We start from the raw sequence: 17908 nt of genomic DNA, 5'->3' as shown, positions 1-17908 counted from the left end.
GTACGGGGCCCAGGGCCGTCCTCGGGCCCCGGCCCTCGAAACCGTTCAGCTCCGGCGCAGGTCCCAGCGGGGCCCCTGCGGGGTGTCCTCCACCACCACGCCCGCTTCGGTGAGCTGGTCGCGGATGGCGTCGGCGGCCGCGTAGTCCTTACGGCCACGGGCGGCCTGACGTTGTTGGAGGGCGACCGCCACGAGCGCGTCGACGACCTCGCGCAACCCTTGGTCCCCTTCCGTGGCCCACTGTTCGCTGAGCGGGTCCAGACCGAGCACGTCCAACATGGTGCGCAGTTCGGTGGCCAACCCTTGGGCGCGTTCCTTGTCCCCCGAGGCCAAGGCGGTGTTGCCCTCACGCACGTGCCCGTGGACGACCGCCAAGCCCTGCGAGACCCCGAGGTCGTCGTTGAGCGCCTCGGCGAACTCCCGGGGAACGTCCAAGGCGTGCTCGACGGGGCCCAGTACCTCGACGGCTCGGGTGAGGAAGCCCTCGATCCGCTGGTAGGCGGCCGCGGCCTCTTGGAGCGCGGAGTCGGAGTAGTCGATGGTGGAGCGGTAGTGCGCCTGCCCCAGGTAGTAACGCAACTCGACGGGGCGCACCTTCTCCAACATCTGCGGGATGCGCAGCGAATTGCCCAGCGACTTGCTCATCTTCTCGCCGCCCACGGCCAGCAGACCGTTGTGCAGCCAGTACCGGGCGAATCCGTCCCCGGCGGCCCGGGACTGGGCCTGTTCGTTCTCGTGGTGCGGAAAGACCAGGTCCAGGCCACCACCGTGGATGTCGAAGCTGGGGCCCAGATACTTGGTGGCCATGGCCGAGCACTCCAGGTGCCAGCCGGGCCGTCCCCGTCCCCAAGGGGTGTCCCAGCTCGGCTCACCCGGCTTGGCGCCCTTCCATAGAGCGAAGTCGCGAGGGTCGCGCTTGTCCCGTCCGGGGTCGGAGTCGGCGGACTCCACGACCTGGTCCGGGCGCTGGTTGGACAGCTCACCGTAGGCGGGGAAGGAATCCACGTCGAAGTAGACGTCACCGGAACCGTCGTCGGCCGCGTAGGCGTGCCCGGCGTCGATGAGACGCCGCATCAGCTCGATCATCTCCGGCACGTGACCGGTGGCGCGCGGCTCGACGGTGGGCGGCAGGCAGCCCAAAGCGTCGTAGGCCTGGCTGAAGGCGCGCTGATTGCGCTCGCTCACCTGCCACCACGGCACGCCCTCTTCGGCGGCGACGTTGATGATCTTGTCATCGATGTCGGTGACGTTGCGGCAGAAGGTGACCTCGTAGCCCAGGTGGGTCAGCCACCGACGCAGGATGTCGAAGTTGACGCCGGACCTGATGTGGCCGATGTGGGGAGGTGCCTGCACGGTGGCACCACACAGGTACAGGGAGGCACACCCTTCGCGCAGTGGGGTGAACTCTCGGACCTGTCGGGCACTGGTGTCGTAGAAGCGCAGACTCACGCTGGCAAGCCTATCCGCTCTCCCCTCACGCATGCGTCACGAACTTGGAAGCCTTGTCAGGCCCTCCGTCCTCTCTGGACAGGACCGAGCACTCATAAGTGATGAACCGTATTCGCCCTGCTCGAATGTGAATCGATCCCTTCACGAGGGACGACACACCTGGCTCAGGACTGAGCACCCTCCGACAATCGCCACATAACCGGACATGACTTCCTATTCCTCCACCGTTGGAGAGCAACCGGAATCCGTTGGAATCTCGTGTCGGCGCCATGGCCTCGGCTACGCTGCGGTAACGATGGCCCCTTACAACAACGCCCCCGAAACAGGGACACGTAGCGGTCGGAGCGCGAATCGCGGCGCGGGAGCCGGTGCTCTCGTCGGTGGCGCTCTGTTCGTCAGTGTCATCGCCCTGTGTGCCCTCTTCATCGCCTACGAAGGCATCTACCGCCTCGCCGCGATCGTGCACGCGGACAGCTCACTCCCTCTGGCCCACGTCTTCCCGGTGACCTTCACCCTGCTGGTCCTGATGGCTTTCTGGGTCAGTTACCTCCTACGAGCGGCACCACCGCGTGAACGCCTGTGGATCGACGTCGGGCTGATCCCCTTGTTGATCCTCAGCGCCGCGGTGCCCATGGTGGTGACCCGAACCGAATGGTTCGGTCGGCTCGGTGACACCCTCCCTCGCGGACTCACCGTGGTGGTGGCCGTGGCCCCACTGGCCGCGCTGCTCGTCGCCTTTTTGCTGTGGATCGCCGTTCGGGCACACGTCCGACGCAGAGGTGTCCAGGCCCTTCCACGGCCCAAGCCCAGCGACGATCGCACCACGGTGCTGCGTGGTGCCCCCAGGCCTCGCCCCGTGCCCGAGGAGAAGGCGCCCGAGGCATCCGAGGCCCTCAAGACACGCCTGTTGCGGCTGGGCGGGGAGCCGGAGCCCGACCAGGAGCACGAAGCATCGCGAGAGTCCTACGGCCCCGACGAGTGGCGGGAGGGTTCGGACGAGACCGAGCGTGGGGGCCTCCTCGCCACTCGAGGCCCCGCCTCGAACCGAGAGCGGGACGAGCAAGGGGAGGAAGGAGAACGACCGGGATGGTTCGATCACGAGACCTCCACCGAGACCGTTCCTGATCCTTGGGATCCTTCCGGCGAAGGAAAACCCACCAAGACGCCTTCTCACGACACGGCTCACTCCGAGCCCGAGGGCTTGGCGGTGGCGGCGTCCGAGCCGAACGAACCCGAACCCTCCGCCGCCCCGCTGCCCCGACGTACACGTATCGGGGACAACCCGATCAAGCGGGCGGCCACCGAAGCACCGGTGGTGCCGGGGGCCGCGGCACCCGAACCGGAGCCGGCCCGAAGTACGAATTCGTACGCGCGCACCTGGGACACGCACCACGGGACCGAGGAAGGACCGTCCTCGGAATCGGAGCACTCCGTGCAAGAGGGCTTCGTGCACGAACCCGACATCGGTGATCCCAGCTCGGATGAGGCCGAAGCACCACAGCCGCTCCCCCGGGCCGATCCACCGACCACGGACGTCGAAGCGGAACCGGTGGAGGTGGCGAAGCGTTCCGGGGAACTGCCCGGAGTACGCCTCTTCTTCCCCGAACGCACCCACGAGTCCCTGGACGCGGACGGGCGGGAGACGGACGGCGGGCAGGACCCGGACGGGCGGGCCAAGAGCGTCGAGGAGGTCGACCCCTCCCCGGAGGGGCCCGCTCGGACGTCGGCGGAGACTCCCATCGAGTCGGTGAGCGCGAGCACCACCGACGAATCCGACACCGGGGAGGACGCCGATCCCCCGAACCATGGCCCCCTGCTCTGGGAACCTCCCTCCGATGTTCCCCGGGGCTCCGCCCTGGACGACTACGTACCGCCCGTGTGGACCCCACCCGAGGACGACACACCGGCTTCACGGATCCCCGGTTCCTCGATCGACACCGGTGGCGAGCGCACCGACCCGGTCGCCGGTCTCGCCCTGGACCACGACACCGGACCGACGGTACGCGCCGCCTTCCGGCTGAGCTCGACGCCACCGGGTTCCGCGCACCCCGAACGGGATCCCCGTCCGCGAGCCGGGCTCGTCACCGAGGAAAGCTCACCGAACCGACGGACGGACTCACCGGACGTGCCGGAGGAGGAACCCGGGCTCTCCCCGGACACGAGGGAGACCGCCGACGGGCCGGCCACCGAGCCGGAAAGGGCCATGGAGCGACAGGAGGAGCCCTGGCAGGCGGCTCCTTCGGCACCCATCCGGCGTGCCGAGCCACTCGAGAAGCGTCCGATGGTACTCAAGCCACCGCGACCGCCCATGCCGGACTTGGCTTCGGGGCCGCCCTCCCGACGGGTGCGCAGTGAGCCGCTGCCTCCCGAAGACGGCTGACCCCGCCTCGGCCCCGGAAACCCCGGGTTCCGGGGCCGACATGTGTCGACAGGCCCTTCAGGGCCCGACCGGGAGGTCGTGACCGCCAGACTCACGGCATGGAGCGAGGCCGTCCCGCACCAGCCCTCATTCGCAGGTTTCGGCCCTCGGTCCTGCCCAGGGCAACGGTCCGGATACAGGATCCCTCCGCTCGGCCACCGGGTCCGAGAACGCCCGGCTTCGATGCCCCGAGAACACGTGTGGTCCCGCACCCGGCTCGGGGTGCGGGACCACACGGGAGACGTTCTTCTTCAGTCCCGGAACGCGCAGAGGGCCGTGGCCACGGCCGCGATCCCCTCACCGCGTCCGGTGAGGCCCAGGCCGTCGGTGGTGGTGGCCGAGACGCTCACCGGCGCTCCCACGACCTCGGAGAGCACCTTCTGCGCCTCCGCACGCCGGGGCGCGAACTTGGGACGATTACTGATGATCTGGATGGCCACGTTGCCGATCTCGAAGCCGGCGGCGCGCACACGCGCGACGGTCTCGGTGAGCAGGGCCACGCCCGAAGCACCCTTCCACCGAGGATCGGCGGTTCCGAAGTTGGATCCGAGGTCACCGAGTCCACAGGCCGACAACAATGCGTCACACGCCGCATGGGCCGCGACATCACCATCGGAATGGCCACTCACACCTTCTTCTCCCGGCCATTCCAAACCCGCGAGAAAAAGTGTTCGTTCAGGAGAAAACGGGTGGACGTCGGTCCCGACACCCACCCGAGGCATTTTCGTCATGAATTACGTGATTCCGCGAGTATCAGGTCGTCAGAATCTCGTCGAGGAGGGCTTCGGCCTTGTCCTCGTTGGTCTTTTCCGCGAGCGCGAGTTCACTGACGAGAATCTGACGAGCCTTGGCGAGCATCCGCTTCTCACCGGCGGACAGGCCACGTTCCTTGTCTCGGCGCCACAGGTCCCGAACCACCTCGGCGACCTTGTTGACGTCGCCGGACGCCAACTTCTCCAGGTTCGCCTTGTAACGCCTGGACCAGTTGGTGGGTTCTTCGGTGTGAGGCGCGCGCAACACCTCGAAGACCTTGTCCAGGCCTTCCTGTCCCACCACGTCGCGAACGCCGACATCCTCGGCGTTCTCAGCCGGTACGCGCACCGTCAGATCGCCCTTGTCAACCCTCAACACGAGGTAGGTTCTGTCCTCGCCCTTAATAGTGCGAGTCTCGATCGCTTCAATACGAGCAGCCCCATGATGGGGGTAGACAACAGTGTCGCCGACCTTGAAAGCCATGTGACAGGTACCCCTTCCGCTACAACGAGGATACCATGAATCTGTGACTTAACGTACCTATTAGCTTTGCGAACACGCAGGTCAACCCGCACTTTTTAGGCCTTGACAAAGTGTACCCGAAGCGTTCCCGGCACTTGTTCGGAGTGATCCCAAGAGGCCCCGAACCCCTTCTGGCCAGCCGAAGCGTGATGCCTCGACTCGGAAACCAGGGTAGGGTTCGCCCTCACCCGAGTACCCTCCGCACGGGCCCAGGGCGATCTTGGTCACGATTTTCGGACGGGGTTGCTCCGACCTTGCCTCGTCCGGATCTCGGGTCCCTCCGCCTCGCCCCCTCCGAGCCACGAACCCCCTGGCCACTCCGCCCTTTCACGACGAAGGCTCCGGAGCGTCGGGGGTCGCTCCGGAGCCTTTGACCTTCGTGTGACCGAACCTGCTCGGTCACAGCTCCTGTTCGTAATCCTCGCGCCTCTCCCCGGTCACCATGTAGACCAGGTTGTCGGCGACGTGCACCGCGTGGTCACCGAAGCGTTCGTAGAACCTACCGACCAAGGTCACGTCCATGGTCGCCTCCACCCCGTACTCCCAACCCGGGGCCAGGATGCGCTGCAGCAGCTTGCGCCGCAGCCGGTCCATCTTGTCGTCGTCCTTGTCCAGCTCGAGGGCGGTGTCGGGGTCCTTTTCCAAGATCACCTCACCGGCCTTGGTGACCAGCATCTCCGCCTCGTGTCCCATCTCCAGGACGATCGAGCGGATCGGCTTGGGGATGGCCGAGTCCGGGTGCCGGCGGCGGGCGATCTTGGCGAGGTGGACCGCGTGGTCGCCCATGCGTTCCAGGTCACCGCGCATGTACAGGGAGGTGATGATGGTCCGCAGGTCGGAGGCCACCGGCTGCTGCCGCGCCATCAGGCTGAGTGCGGTCTCCTCGATGTCCGCGTCCAAGCGGTTGATGGCCTCGTCGCCGGAGATCACCTCCTGCGCCGCAGTAAGGTCGCTGTCCAGCAGCGCGGTGGTGGCACGCGCGACGGCGTGCCTGGCGAGCCTGGTCATCTCGACGAGACGCTCGCTCAGGCTGTCAAGGTCCTCATGGTAGGTATCGCGCATGTGATCAATGCTCCCAGTGTCGATTTGAAGGAACGGCCAAGAATCGATGAACTGTGGAAGAACCTCCGCTGTGTCGTGTGCCCTCACCGAGTAAAGCCTTGGTCGGCACGTTTACGATCGAATCGTGCAAGGGGAACTTCTCGCCGCTGTAGCGGGCATCATCGGACTCGTCATCGGCATCGTCATCGGAGTCGGTGTCGCCGGTCCGTTCTTTCGTACGCGAGCGGAGCGACTGGAACCGCGACCGTACCCGGAAGGCAGTCCGCTTCCCCCCGGAATCGCCGAGGTGCTCTCCGCGCTTCCCTCCTCCGCCGTGGTGCTGGACTCCGGTGACAAGGTGTTGCGCGCCTCCTCCGCCGCCCGCGCCTTCGGGATCGTCCGCGGGGAGGAACTCGTCATCGGCGAACTCCTCACACTGGCTCGCAAGGTCAGGCGGGACGGGGTCATCCGCGAGACCGACATCGAGGTGGCCGTCCGTAAGTTCGGCCCCGACGCCACATCTTTCGCGGTGCGGGTGGCTCCACTCGGCGGCACCGGCCTGGTGTTGGTCCTGGCCGAGGACCAGACGGAGCACCGCAGGGTGGAGGCGGTCCGTCGAGACTTCGTCGCCAACATCTCACACGAACTGAAGACCCCGGTGGGCGCACTGTCCTTGTTGGCGGAGACCGTACAGGACGCGAGCGATGACCCGGAGATGGTCCGTCGCTTCACCGAACGCATGCAGACCGAGGCCTCTCGACTGACCGCGGTCATCCAGGACCTCATCACACTCTCCCGGATCCAGGGCGCCGAGCCGATCAGCGAACCCGCCCCGGTGGACCTGGAATCGGTCGTGGAGGAGGCGATCGACGCCCTGGGCATGCTCGCGGAGGCCAACGGGATCGAGTTGGTGGGCAGCGGCGCCGAAGGGCTGACCGTCCTGGGTGATGAGGCCATGCTCGGTACCGCCCTGCGCAACCTCATCGCCAACGCCGTCGCCTACAGTCCGAAGGACACCCGGGTAGCGATCTCCGTGGGCGTCTCCAGGTCCAGCGTCGACGTCAGCGTCGCCGACCAGGGCATCGGCATTCCCCAGCAGGACCTGGAAAGGATCTTCGAGCGGTTCTACCGTGTGGACGCCGCTCGAAGCCGGGCCACCGGCGGTACCGGACTCGGCCTGGCCATCGTCAAGCACATCATGACCCACCACCGTGGAGAAGTGACCGTGTGGAGCAAGGAGGGGTCGGGGTCGACGTTCACTCTGCGTCTTCCCAGACCCGAGAGCCGGGAGTTCGACTCGACCCGGAACGACAAACACCAGGAGACGGCAAAGTGACGCGTGTTCTCGTAGTAGAGGACGAGGAGTCCTACAGCGACGCCCTGTCGTACATGCTGCGCAAGGAAGGTTTCGAGGTCGCGGTCGCTCCCACCGGCACCATCGCCTTGGAGACCTTCGACCGAACCGGGGCCGACCTGGTACTGCTCGACCTCATGCTGCCGGGCCTGTCCGGCACCGAGGTCTGCCGAACCCTGCGGCAAAAGTCCAACGTCCCCGTCATCATGCTCACCGCCAAGGACTCCGAGATCGACAAGGTCGTCGGCCTGGAACTGGGTGCCGACGACTACGTGACCAAGCCGTTCTCCTCCCGAGAGCTCGTGGCTCGGATCCGCGCGGTGTTGCGCCGCCGGGGCGAGGACGAGGTCGTGCTGCCCGCCGCGCTGGAGGCCGGTCCCGTCCGCATGGACGTGGAGCGGCACGTGGTGACGGTGCGCGGCGACAACGTGCAGCTGCCCCTGAAGGAGTTCGAGCTGTTGGAGGTACTGCTGCGCAACGCCGGGCGGGTCCTCACCCGGATGCAGCTCATCGACCGGGTGTGGGGCGCCGACTACGTCGGTGACACCAAGACCCTCGACGTGCACGTCAAGCGACTGCGGGCCAAGATCGAGGAGGACCCGAGCAGCCCGCGCCACATCGTGACGGTGCGCGGCCTGGGGTACAAGTTCGAGCCGGTGACCGGCGAGGCGGAGTAGAGGCGGAGTAGGAGCGGGCACGGGGGCCCTCCTTGGGGCCCCGCGATCCACCACTCCATCGAACCTTCCGTTCCCAGGTCCCGGGTGGTGGCTCCGCCATCGCCCGGGACCCCTTCTTTTCCTAGGGCCGTTTCCGCATGTCGCGACCCATCCACACTCACTCCACTTTCGTTACCCTGCGTGGTGATCCACGATCCTGGACAGGACCTCACAGGCTCGCCGCAGTTCCGTATACGAGACGGATCCGTAACCGATGACGAGCCCGTGCACCCGTGGCGCACCCTGACTGGTCCGGCTCGTGTCCTCCACTAGGACACCTTCGGCCTTCGCGGCACGGACCACCGCATCCACCGCGTTCTTCGGCAGGCAGAGCAACACGTGCAGACCGGCGGTGTCCCCCGCCAGGCGAAGTCCCAGATGTTCCACGATCAGGGCTCGGCGGCGAGCGTACTCACGGCGCATCCGCCGCAGATGACGATCGAGGTCCCCCCGTTCCAGCAACCGTGCGGTGGCCGCTTGGACGGGCCCGCTGGTGCGATCGGTCAACTCCGCGCGCAGAAGCGATAGGCGATGGACCAGCTCGGGTTCGGCGACGATCCAGCCGATGCCCAGGTCCGGATCGAGGGTCTTGGAGAGGGTACCGAGCAGGACGACCAGGTCGGGGTCGAGTCCGTACAGGGCCGGCAGGGGCGCCACATCGTAGCGGAACTCGGCGTCGTAGTCGTCTTCCACGATCAGGGCCCCGGTACGTGCGGCCCAGGCGAGAAGGCGTTCACGACGAGGTACGGGGAGGCGTCCGCCAAGCGGATACTGGTGGGCTGGTGTGGTGTAGACGAGGTCGAGGTCCTCGGGCAGGTTCTCGACACGTAGGCCATCGTGGTCGACGGGGCAGGGGACGACCTGGGCGCCGCGCGCAAAGAGAATCGTACGGGCCCTGGCATAACCGGGTTCCTCCACACCCGCTCGAATTCCGGGTCCGAGCAAGGCTGCGACCAGATCGAGTCCGTTCCCGGTGCCCCGGGTGACGAGGACGTTCTCGGGGCCGATCCGGATGCCGCGGGCACGGCGCAGGTGTTCGGCGAGGAGTTCGCGTAGTCGGGGCAGACCGTGCGGGTCGGGCTCCTCATCGGGAAAGTGCTCGGCGGCGTGCCGCCAGGCGCGGCGTAGGGCCGCTCGGTCATGGTCATGGACCCAGGGGGCTCCGGGTCGCAGATCGATCATGCCCTCGTCACGGACCTGCACGCGAGAGGGCCTGGTGTGGAGTCTCTCCGGTGAGGGCCGATGACCTGGTCCGGACGCCTCTCGGGGACGTTCCGACAGGGGTTCGTGTTCGGCGACGAAGGTCCCCGAGCCGTGGCGTCCTTCCAGCCACCCCTCTGCGTAGAGCTGCTGATAGGCGTCGGTGACGACGGTACGGCTCACACTCAGTCCGGCGGCCAGGGAACGGCTGGAGGGAAGTCGCTCGGTAGGGCGTAGGACTCCGGTGGACATGGCCGTGCGCAGCTCCGACGCCAGCTGCGTAGTGAGCGGGATGGGGCTGGAGCGGTTGAGGCGGACGACGGGATCGGTGAGCGGTCGAGGCAAAGTGGTCCTTCATTCTTGGTGAAGAGTGGCCATGGTCGAGATATCCACTTCTTTCTACGCTGAACACATGACCTCCATCGAGCCCGAACTCTCCAGCACAGAACGCACCCGTCTCAATCGGGGCAGACACAAGACCAGGACCGACCGCGCGGAGCTGTATCACCTGCTCGACGAAGGGCTGGTCTGCCACTTGGGCGTCCTTGTGGAGGGAACGCCTCGTGTACTGCCCACCGGGTACGGGCGAATCGACGACACCCTCTACCTGCACGGCTCCACCGGTGCCCGGTCCCTGAGGGAGCTCGGAGAGGTGTGCGTGACCATCACCCTGCTGGATGGGATCGTGATGGCGCGCTCGGCCTTCCACCACTCGATGAACCACCGGTCGGCAATGATCTTCGGCACTCCACGGGTGGTCACCGCCCCAGAGGAACACGAGGCTGCACTGCGCGCGATCACCGAACAGCTCGCCCCTGGCCAGTGGGATGTGGTACGCAGGCCCGACGCCAAGGAGACGGCGGCCACCCGAGTGCTGGCGCTACCCCTGACCGAGGCGTCGGTGAAGGTGCGTACGGGCCCGCCGACCGGCGATGAGGTGGACTATGACCTCCCGGTCTGGGCGGGGGTGTTGCCGGTACGCACGGTGTTCGATCCTGCGATCACCGCCCCTGACCTCGTGCACGACCTGCCCGTTCCCGAGCACGTGACCGCCCGTGTCACCGGCACGGCTCAGGACGTCCGGGTCAGGCCTCGAGGACGACGGTGAAGGGTCCCTCATTGGTCAGACCAACGGACATCTGCGCGCCGAACACCCCCGTGGCGACTTCGGCGCCCCGTCCACGCAGTTCCTTGACCACGGCGTCGACGAGGGGTTCGGCGACCTCCCCCGGAGCGGCCGCCTGCCAGGTGGGACGCCGCCCCTTGCGGGCGTCACCGTAGAGGGTGAACTGACTGACCACCAGGAGTGGGGCGTTGATGTCGGAGCAGGACCTCTCCTCCTCCAGGATCCGCAGCGTCCACAGCTTGCGGGCGATCTTGGTCGCCTCGGCCTCGGTGTCGGTGTGGGTGACCCCCACCAGTGCCATGAGCCCGGGGCGGGTGATCTCCCCGACCACCTCGCCGTCCACCGTCACCGAAGCGTGCGACACCCGTTGCACGACCGCGCGCATGGGTTCCCCCCTCGTTCCTCGTGTTGGCCATCGGATCCCTCGACGTCCCGTTCTTCGGAGCGTCGTCGCTACCTCGATCGTTGCAGCTGGTCGAACAGGCGCGCACGACGGGTGTTGGTGAGCACCCCGGTGAGGGTGAGCACGAACGTGGTGATGGAGTTCGTGAAGTCCTCGATCCGCCACTCCTGCGGCCCCGTGTACCAGGCCAGACCGTCGCCCGTGAGTTCCGCGGGGCTCAGGTCGGTGATGGCGGCCTCGGCCAGGACGTTGGCCCAGCGCTCCACGTCGTCGAAGATCACCGCGTAGGGCAGGTAGCGCGAGTACAGCTCGACCCGCTGTCCCGGCGGAGCGCTCTGGGCCCGCGGGCTCAGCAGGTAGTCACGAAAGCCCATGGTGTGCGCGAAGACGGAGCTGCCCAGTTTGGTCTTGGCCGGCATGTACTGGGCGCCCGCGGTGATGGCGGCGCCCGCGATGATGACGGCCAGGCCGGTGAAGGCGGCGCTGGTGAACGCGGCGAGCAGTCCGGTCAGGAGTACGCCCACGGCGGTGGTGGCCATACCCGAAACGGTCCAGATCCCGCGAACTCGGCTGGGTGAGCGGGAGAACCAGCGCAGACGCACCATGTCCTGGTACAGCTCCTCGCGAACCCGGTCGATGCGCTCCAGAAGGTCATCGGAGGCACGGGAGGATCCGAGTTCGGACAGGCGCACGGTACGTCTGTCGCCGAAGAAGGCGTCGAGCAGCAGCCATTCGGAGCCGAGCAAGGTCTCTCCGGGCGGCCCGTCCAGACGGACCAGGCGCCAGTCCATCGAGGTGAAATGCTCGTGCGGGAGTTCCTCCACCCGGATGTAGCCGCGCACCGCCAGGTCCAGGACGGCGGCGGTGAGGTCGGCGATGTTCACCCGTTCGTCGAACAGGGTGCCGATCTGGCCGGGATGGACGTCATCGGGTGCGTGGAAGCGCAGACGCCCGTTCTCGCCGGGTTCGACCGGTGCGTGATCGCCTTGGGACGCCTCGCGGCGCAGGGCGCGTTCGTCACGTCCACGGATCCGGACGAGTGCGATCAGGCCGCCCACCAGTATCACCAGGAGCAGGCCGAACACGCTCGCGGTGACGGGAGTGATTTCGAAGGCCGAGGCCAACGACCAGCGGCGGGTCAGGATCGGTTCGCCCTCGGCGGTGCCGGGCGGATAGTTCACGACGATGTCGAGCCGGTCCGTAGGCCCCATGTCGACCTGGAGGAAGTGGGCGACGACCGCTTCGTCACCCATGTCCGAGGCCGTGCAGTACATGGAACTGCGAGGTTCGCCCGCCAGACAGGACAGGGCCTCCGGCGGCATGGGCGCGGTGACGACGACGTCGGTGGTCTGGACCGGATGGCTGTAGGCGCCCACGGCGCGCCACTCCAGCTGGGTCCCCTGGGCGACCTCGCCGACCGTGCCGGCCACCCTGTAGGACAGCCGTACACCCCGTGTTCCCTCGGTGGGGAGGTGGACCAGGAGAGCACCGCCCGTCTCCTCGGTCTCGATCTCGAGCGTGGCCCCGTCGGCGTCGACCGCCGAGATACCGCTGATCTCGAACCCGCGATCGTATTCGGTGTCGTAGATCATGGTGGCGGTCAGTGCCCGAGTGAAGGTTTCGGGGGCCCCACCCTCGAAGCGGATGTTCTCCTCTCCGCTCAGAACGCCGTGTTGGTCCAGTTCTAGACCGATCTCGTTGGTGATGGTCGGTTCCGAGTCGGAACGGGGCACGATGCCCGGCAAGGTGTGCCCCGGTACTGTGGTGGACGGTGCGGCCGCCGCCGCGTGGGCCTCCCCTCCCGGCCACGCCAAGGTGACCGCTGTGACCAGCGAGGAGAACACGAGCCAGACCGTCGCTCGAGCGACGGTCTGGCACCAGGAGCCGACCCACCACATGACGCGAGAGCCTATCCGGTCTTCCCCCGGGCCGTGCCCCCAGGGCGCCCTCCGTGGCGTCGTGGGCCGGCGTTCCCGAACGCCCTCCACCCCTGTGTCCCAAGAGGACGTGGACAGATGGTGAGGCGAGGGCGCACCGGCGCCGATCTCGACCCGTGGGACGAACACCCCGGGTTCCTACAACGGATGGGGCTGGGGGCGTCCCTGTCGTTGGGCACCGGGCTGGCCGCGGTCGGGTTCACGGGGTTCCTGGCGATCTCATCGATCTTGCCGACGGCCGAACCGGCTTGGAGTGGAGCGGCCGGGAGCGGCCTCACCGAGGCCTCGGCACAGGAGCGGACGATACATCAGGTCGACCATCCGGACGCACCGATCGAGGACCCCCTCGGCCTGAATCCCCTGTACGCGGTGGGTGAGATGGGTGAGGTGACCTGTTCCCCACCCCCGCTGGACCAGGAGGATCCGCGTTCGGTGGAGGTGTTCGCGCACGCGATCGCCGACTGCCTGGACACCGCTTGGGCGACCTACTTCGATGAGGCCGGCCTGCCGTTCACCTCCCCCAACCGTGTGTACTGGTACGCGGAGGGGCACAGTCCATGCGGCCCCTTTCCCTCCGAAGGCACGGCCGCGTTCTACTGTCGGGCCAACCAGGGTCTCTACCTGGGTGTGAAGGACATCGTGGCGGCGTCGGCCGGCAATGACGAACCCGAGGCGTACACGTTCCTACTCAGTCACGAGTACGGCCACCACGTACAGGGGCAGTCCCGGATACTCGCCGAATTCCACGCCCTACGCGCCAACGCGGACTCCGAGACCGCTGATGAGTTGACCCGCCGCAGCGAGCTTCAGGCCAACTGTCTGGGCGCGGTGTTCGTGGGCTCCTCCGAAGACTCCCTCGGCTACGGAGAGGCGGAGCGGGAGAACATCCTCGACGACGTCACGCGCCGCTCCGATCACGCCGGGACCGGCACTCACGGTTCGGTGGAGAACGGGCGCCTGTGGACGGACCATGGCCTGGATCGCAGGGATCCGGCCTCCTGTAACACCTGGCAGGCTCGCGAGGAGCTGGTGCGGTGAGCGTGGGCCTGGACCGTGGTGGATCCGACGAACCCTCCCGGCCGGCGCGGGCGCGCCGGACGCATCGGATCAATCGCCGGGTACTCGGTGCGGCCTGTGGCCTCGTGGTGGCGTTGCCGGCGTTGTCGTTGCTGTCGTTGGCCACCGTCCAGGAGGAGGACACCAGGGCCGACACGGTGACCGAGCAGCACACCCGGGAAGGGGACGATAAACCCGGCCAGGACGGCGCGGTCGAGGACGCCCCCACCGGCCGGTTGGAACTACCCGGTCGTGTGGTGCCGGACCGCCCCGACGGGGAGACGGCGTTGATCGCCAATCCCTTGTACCAGACCGGGCGGCTGAGTCCTCTGCCCTGTCCCGTTCCCGAGGTGGACGTGGACCGTGTCTCCTCCATGGAGGAGTTCCTGCACGGTGTCGCCGACTGCCTGGACCAGGTGTGGCGAACCCAGTTCGAACGTGCGGGGATCCCCTTCGAACCACCCGAGCGGGTGTTTTGGACCGAACCCGGTGCGAGTCCCTGTCGTGCCTATCCCTCCGCGGCGGGCGCCTTCTACTGTCGGGCCAATGGAGCCATCTACATCGGCGTCGAGGACGTGGTGGAGAAGTGGCACGGGGCCGAGGACAGTGTGGTGTACGCGTCCCTACTGGCCCATGAGTACGGGCACCACGTGCAAGGCGAGTCGGGGCTGTTGGAGTACTACCACGAGCAGCGTCAGTTGGAGGAGGAGGTCACCGAACGCAATTCGTGGACACGCCGCAGTGAGTTACAGGCCAACTGCCTGGCAGGGGCCTTTCTCGGATCGATTCGAGTGAGCTACCCACTGGACGAGGACGACCTCGAAGCCCTGCTGGAGGACGCCTCGGCGACCGCCGACAGGGAGGGCGGCCCGGAGGAGGAACGCACCCACGGCCAAGCGGAGAACAGTGTGCGGTGGACCCACACCGGCTGGGAGGAGCAGTCTCCGAGCGCGTGCAACACCTGGGACCTGGAGGACGAGTCCCTGGTGCAGTGAAACGTTTCCCGCCCCAGATCATCCACCGGTGAGACGACTTCGCTGTTTCACCGCGACGGAGCGTGGCAGGATGCTGACATGCCGGAGACAGCCCGCCCCCCGGGTTCGCTCGAACCCGAATCCCGAGCCCCCGCCCCTCACACGCCTTCGATCCACATCCGTTCGCCCCACGTTCCCTCACCTCACGCACCTTCGACGTCGGCCGCACCCGACCCTTCCTCGGCGCGTCCACCCAACTGTGTGGAACTTCGTGTCCACGGTGTGAGCGGTGGGCAGGCGGAGGAACTCCTGGACGTGGAGCCCGCCATGCGAGTGGGGGGCGACCGATTGGCCGGTTTCTTCCGATGGCGACGCGAACCGGACACCGAGACCGTGCCCGGGGTGCGCCGGGAGATCTTCGCCTGGGGCAACCTCACCTCCGGCGCCGCCTCACGGGCCTTCTGGCTCCTCCTGCTGCCGTTCATGATGCTCAACGTGGCGTACTGGATGCGCCCGGGGCGGATGGACGACGGGCAGACCGGCACCCGCCGGGCCGCCAACATCGCCTACGGCACGGGGGTTCGGCTTCTGGCGCTCTCCCTGACCATGCTCATCGTCCTGGCCGCCGCCGGGGTGGGGATGGACCTCGTGGCCTGGCAGTGCGCTGGGCAAGGCGAAGCGTGCGTACGGACCCGGCCGTGGCTGGCCTTCCTCGCCTCACCTTCCTCTCCCTTGTCCACCCCCGGCCGGTCCTTGTTGGTCGGTGCGGTACTGCCGACCGTGGTCGTGTTGGTGTTGTGGCGGCTGTCCCGCCGCACGGCCTCGGCCTACGAGGTCGTGACCGGCCCGGTACCGCCCCGGCACTCGGATGACGCCCCGCTCAGCCATCCCGACTTTTGGCGCAACAGCGAGATCATGGCCCGACTTCGGTCCGCGCACGTCGCGATCGCCATCGGTACGATCGCCGCGCTGCTCCTCCTCCCGCCCCTACTGCACGACCTGGGCGGACGGAACACGCCTTTGCCGGACACACCCGGACGCTGGATGGTCGGTCTGGGGCTGGCCGGTTCATTGGCGATCGTGTCGGCGGTCAGCATGGTCGGTGTACTGATCCCGGGCAAGGACGCCCGATGGAACGCTCGCGCCGATCTGCTGTGTCGGGTGCTGCGCGACACCACCCTGGGTTTGACCGCCGCGGTGGTCGTGTACACGCTCTGGCCACGGCCGGGATGGGCCTTCGAAGGGCGTCTGCCCGGCAGCGGCACCATGCTCAACACCCTCTTCGCGGTCCAGGGCGTTCTGGTCCTGGTGCTGCTGATAGCGGCACTGGTGCTGTTCAGGGTGGATCGTCCGCACCGGCGCACCGCCATGCGTGGCCTGGCCGGACCATCGACCGCTGCTCTGGGCACCCTCCTGGGCGGTGCCTTCTCCGCCGCCCTGGTCTACCAGGGAGCCCTGTGGCTGAGCGGCTGCGGTTCGTTGAACTCTCCGGCGGCCGACTGTCTTCCCCTGTCCCCGCCCACCATCTACTTCTGGCTCCAGTTGGCCTTCGCGTTCCAGGCCGCCATCGTGCTCATCGTGGTGGCGGTCCTGGCACTGCGCCTGCGCGGAGCGATCCGTGCCCAACTTCCCAAGGTCACCGCGTTGTACTCGCGCAGTATCCGTGATCGACGCACCTGGGACATCGCGCGCGCCCGGGCGGTCGGGAGGATGACCGAGGTGACACCCAAGGTCCTGGGCGCGCTGCTATTGCCGGTGGTGCCGCTGGTGACCCTGTCCCTGTACTCGGTCCTCACCGGAAACCTGATGGCCGAACCGACCGCCCCTCCCATGGCCGCCACCGGTGGGGCCCGGGAACTCGCCCAAGAGATCCTGGACGTCATGGTGGCGATCGGCTCGCTTCTTGGTGGTCTCGCCCTGGTCACTCTGGTGTGGATCGGGCGCAGCGCCTACCGGGATCGTCCGACCCGGCAGGCCGTGGGCGCGGTGTGGGACGTCGGCACGTTCTGGCCCCGGGTGGCGCACCCGTTGGCACCACCCTCCTACGCCGAGCGTGCGGTCCCCCAACTCGCCGCTCGGGTCCGTCGGATGGCCCAAGAGGGCACCGGAGTGGTGTTGTCGGGCCATTCCCAGGGATCGGTCCTGGCGGCGGCCACGGTGTGGCAGCTACCGCAGGAGTGTGCCGACAGGGTCTCGTTGATCACCCACGGTTCTCCACTGGACCGCCTGTACGCCCGCTACTTTCCCGCCTACTTCGGTCCGGTGGCCTTCGCCGACCTGGATCGGAGGGTGTCCTCTTGGCGCAACCTGTGGCGGGTCACCGACGCCATCGCCGGACCGGTGCGTCGCAGTGGGCCCAGCGGAGAGGAGACCATCGAGACCGCCGACCCGCTGCCGGACCCGCGTTCCTATGACGCCCTGCCCGGCGAGGCCCGCCGACCAGAGATCCTCGGTCACTCCTACTACACGGGCGATCCCGCCTACGCCGAGGCGGTATGGCAGGTGCTGCCCACCGAACGCCCCCGGGCCGACTCGAACACCACCGGCTCCTCCGCCTGAGCCCTCGACCGGACCACACGTGAGGGGCCGCCTCCCCAAGACGTGAGACGCCCCGCCCCGGCCACGCGTGGAGTGTGTGCTTCTACCAGGGGCCGTAGGGACCGTTGCTCTGGTTGCCGCCGCCCACACCCTTGACCGCGGGGCGTACGTCCAACAGGAAGATGAGGGTGGCCACCAAGCCCAGGATGACGAACATGCCCGTTCCACTCATCACGGCGAGCAGGGACAGGCCACTCGCGACACCGGTCAGGATCACCCACAGCTTCTTCGTTTGTTTGTCCATGATCTCGAAGGCCTGTGCCGGTGTCCGTAGCGCCTCGATGAACGCGTAGAGGCCGGCGACGAAGGTGGCCAGGTAGATGAGCTGCCAGATCAACGAAAACAAGACATTCTCCAGGG

15 protein-coding genes are annotated in these 17908 nt (G+C 67.5%); 7 read left to right on the top strand and 8 right to left on the bottom strand.

Going from position 1 to position 17908, the window contains the following annotated elements; genetic code table 11:
* Window positions 1–45 precede the first annotated feature (45 nt).
* Complete coding sequence (gene cysS, locus D472_RS0103790) at window positions 46–1449, bottom strand: cysteine--tRNA ligase (RefSeq protein ID WP_017603172.1); 1404 nt, start codon at window positions 1447–1449, stop codon at window positions 46–48.
* A 295-nt stretch (window positions 1450–1744) separates the two neighbouring features.
* Between cysS and D472_RS0103785 the strand changes: the two genes are divergently transcribed.
* Complete coding sequence (locus tag D472_RS0103785; RefSeq protein ID WP_020380402.1) at window positions 1745–3829, top strand: chromosomal replication initiator protein DnaA; 2085 nt, start codon at window positions 1745–1747, stop codon at window positions 3827–3829.
* A gap of 290 nt (window positions 3830–4119) precedes the next feature.
* Here the strand turns inward: D472_RS0103785 and ispF are convergent, their stop codons facing one another.
* From ispF to phoU, 3 genes are all read right to left on the bottom strand, one after another.
* Window positions 4120–4590 (bottom strand): 2-C-methyl-D-erythritol 2,4-cyclodiphosphate synthase, encoded by a 471-nt coding sequence (ispF, locus tag D472_RS0103780; RefSeq protein ID WP_193373425.1) that lies wholly within the window; start codon window positions 4588–4590, stop codon window positions 4120–4122.
* Between the two features lie 31 nt (window positions 4591–4621).
* Entirely contained in the window at window positions 4622–5104 is a 483-nt protein-coding gene (locus D472_RS0103775) for a CarD family transcriptional regulator (protein WP_026117353.1), read from the bottom strand.
* 438 nt (window positions 5105–5542) lie between these two features.
* Complete coding sequence (gene phoU, locus D472_RS0103770) at window positions 5543–6205, bottom strand: phosphate signaling complex protein PhoU (protein ID WP_017603169.1); 663 nt, start codon at window positions 6203–6205, stop codon at window positions 5543–5545.
* 124 nt (window positions 6206–6329) lie between these two features.
* Between phoU and D472_RS0103765 the strand changes: the two genes are divergently transcribed.
* Complete coding sequence (locus D472_RS0103765; RefSeq protein ID WP_017603168.1) at window positions 6330–7520, top strand: sensor histidine kinase; 1191 nt, start codon at window positions 6330–6332, stop codon at window positions 7518–7520.
* Complete coding sequence (locus D472_RS0103760) at window positions 7517–8215, top strand: response regulator transcription factor (protein ID WP_017603167.1); 699 nt, start codon at window positions 7517–7519, stop codon at window positions 8213–8215. Before D472_RS0103765 ends, D472_RS0103760 begins: the two co-directional genes overlap by 4 nt.
* 171 nt (window positions 8216–8386) lie before the next feature.
* Here D472_RS0103760 and pdxR read toward each other — a convergent pair whose 3' ends face one another.
* Complete coding sequence (gene pdxR / locus D472_RS0103755) at window positions 8387–9799, bottom strand: MocR-like pyridoxine biosynthesis transcription factor PdxR (RefSeq protein WP_017603166.1); 1413 nt, start codon at window positions 9797–9799, stop codon at window positions 8387–8389.
* A 67-nt stretch (window positions 9800–9866) separates the two neighbouring features.
* On the opposite strand from pdxR, the gene D472_RS24785 reads away from it, so the two are divergent.
* Window positions 9867–10562, top strand: coding sequence for a pyridoxamine 5'-phosphate oxidase family protein (locus tag D472_RS24785; RefSeq protein WP_051045932.1), 696 nt, complete (start codon window positions 9867–9869; stop codon window positions 10560–10562).
* Here D472_RS24785 and dtd read toward each other — a convergent pair.
* Both dtd and D472_RS0103740 read right to left on the bottom strand, forming a co-directional pair.
* Window positions 10540–10965 (bottom strand): D-aminoacyl-tRNA deacylase, encoded by a 426-nt coding sequence (gene dtd, locus D472_RS0103745; RefSeq protein WP_017603164.1) that lies wholly within the window; start codon window positions 10963–10965, stop codon window positions 10540–10542. The two genes, D472_RS24785 and dtd, sit on opposite strands and share 23 nt — an antisense overlap.
* Before the next feature lie 68 nt (window positions 10966–11033).
* Window positions 11034–12881: a DUF2207 family protein gene (locus tag D472_RS0103740; protein ID WP_017603163.1), complete on the bottom strand. Its 1848-nt coding sequence runs from the start codon at window positions 12879–12881 to the stop codon at window positions 11034–11036.
* A gap of 117 nt (window positions 12882–12998) precedes the next feature.
* Here D472_RS0103740 and D472_RS0103735 point away from each other — a divergent pair, with 117 nt between their 5' ends.
* From D472_RS0103735 to D472_RS24780, 3 genes are all read left to right on the top strand, one after another.
* Entirely contained in the window at window positions 12999–13958 is a 960-nt protein-coding gene (locus tag D472_RS0103735) for a neutral zinc metallopeptidase (RefSeq protein ID WP_017603162.1), read from the top strand.
* Window positions 13955–14971 carry a neutral zinc metallopeptidase gene (locus D472_RS0103730; RefSeq protein WP_017603161.1) on the top strand — a complete coding sequence of 339 codons (1017 nt, stop codon included), beginning with the start codon at window positions 13955–13957 and terminating at the stop codon, window positions 14969–14971. Before D472_RS0103735 ends, D472_RS0103730 begins: the two co-directional genes overlap by 4 nt.
* A 78-nt stretch (window positions 14972–15049) precedes the next feature.
* Window positions 15050–17509 (top strand): hypothetical protein, encoded by a 2460-nt coding sequence (locus D472_RS24780; protein ID WP_239642903.1) that lies wholly within the window; start codon window positions 15050–15052, stop codon window positions 17507–17509.
* Between the two features lie 82 nt (window positions 17510–17591).
* Here D472_RS24780 and D472_RS0103720 read toward each other — a convergent pair whose 3' ends face one another.
* Window positions 17592–17894, bottom strand: coding sequence for a DUF2516 family protein (locus D472_RS0103720; RefSeq protein ID WP_017603159.1), 303 nt, complete (start codon window positions 17892–17894; stop codon window positions 17592–17594).
* Window positions 17895–17908 lie beyond the last annotated feature (14 nt).

Origin of the sequence: Nocardiopsis alkaliphila YIM 80379, assembly GCF_000341005.1 — a bacterium.
In the GTDB taxonomy this organism is placed as follows: domain Bacteria; phylum Actinomycetota; class Actinomycetes; order Streptosporangiales; family Streptosporangiaceae; genus Nocardiopsis; species Nocardiopsis alkaliphila.
Note: the sequence above shows the minus strand (reverse complement) of the source record. Positions and strands in the feature narration are given on the sequence as shown.

Bases quoted from the DNA above. Each gene is read 5' to 3' on its own strand.
- D472_RS0103785 (WP_020380402.1), top strand. From the start codon at position 1,745: ATGGCCCCTTACAACAACGCCCCCGAAACAGGGACACGTAGCGGTCGG.
- ispF (WP_193373425.1), bottom strand. From the start codon at position 4,590: ATGCCTCGGGTGGGTGTCGGGACCGACGTCCACCCGTTTTCTCCTGAA.
- D472_RS0103775 (WP_026117353.1), bottom strand. From the start codon at position 5,104: ATGGCTTTCAAGGTCGGCGACACTGTTGTCTACCCCCATCATGGGGCT.
- phoU (WP_017603169.1), bottom strand. From the start codon at position 6,205: ATGCGCGATACCTACCATGAGGACCTTGACAGCCTGAGCGAGCGTCTC.
- D472_RS24785 (WP_051045932.1), top strand. From the start codon at position 9,867: ATGACCTCCATCGAGCCCGAACTCTCCAGCACAGAACGCACCCGTCTC.
- dtd (WP_017603164.1), bottom strand. From the start codon at position 10,965: ATGCGCGCGGTCGTGCAACGGGTGTCGCACGCTTCGGTGACGGTGGAC.
- D472_RS0103740 (WP_017603163.1), bottom strand. From the start codon at position 12,881: ATGTGGTGGGTCGGCTCCTGGTGCCAGACCGTCGCTCGAGCGACGGTC.
- D472_RS0103735 (WP_017603162.1), top strand. From the start codon at position 12,999: ATGGTGAGGCGAGGGCGCACCGGCGCCGATCTCGACCCGTGGGACGAA.
- D472_RS24780 (WP_239642903.1), top strand. From the start codon at position 15,050: ATGCCGGAGACAGCCCGCCCCCCGGGTTCGCTCGAACCCGAATCCCGA.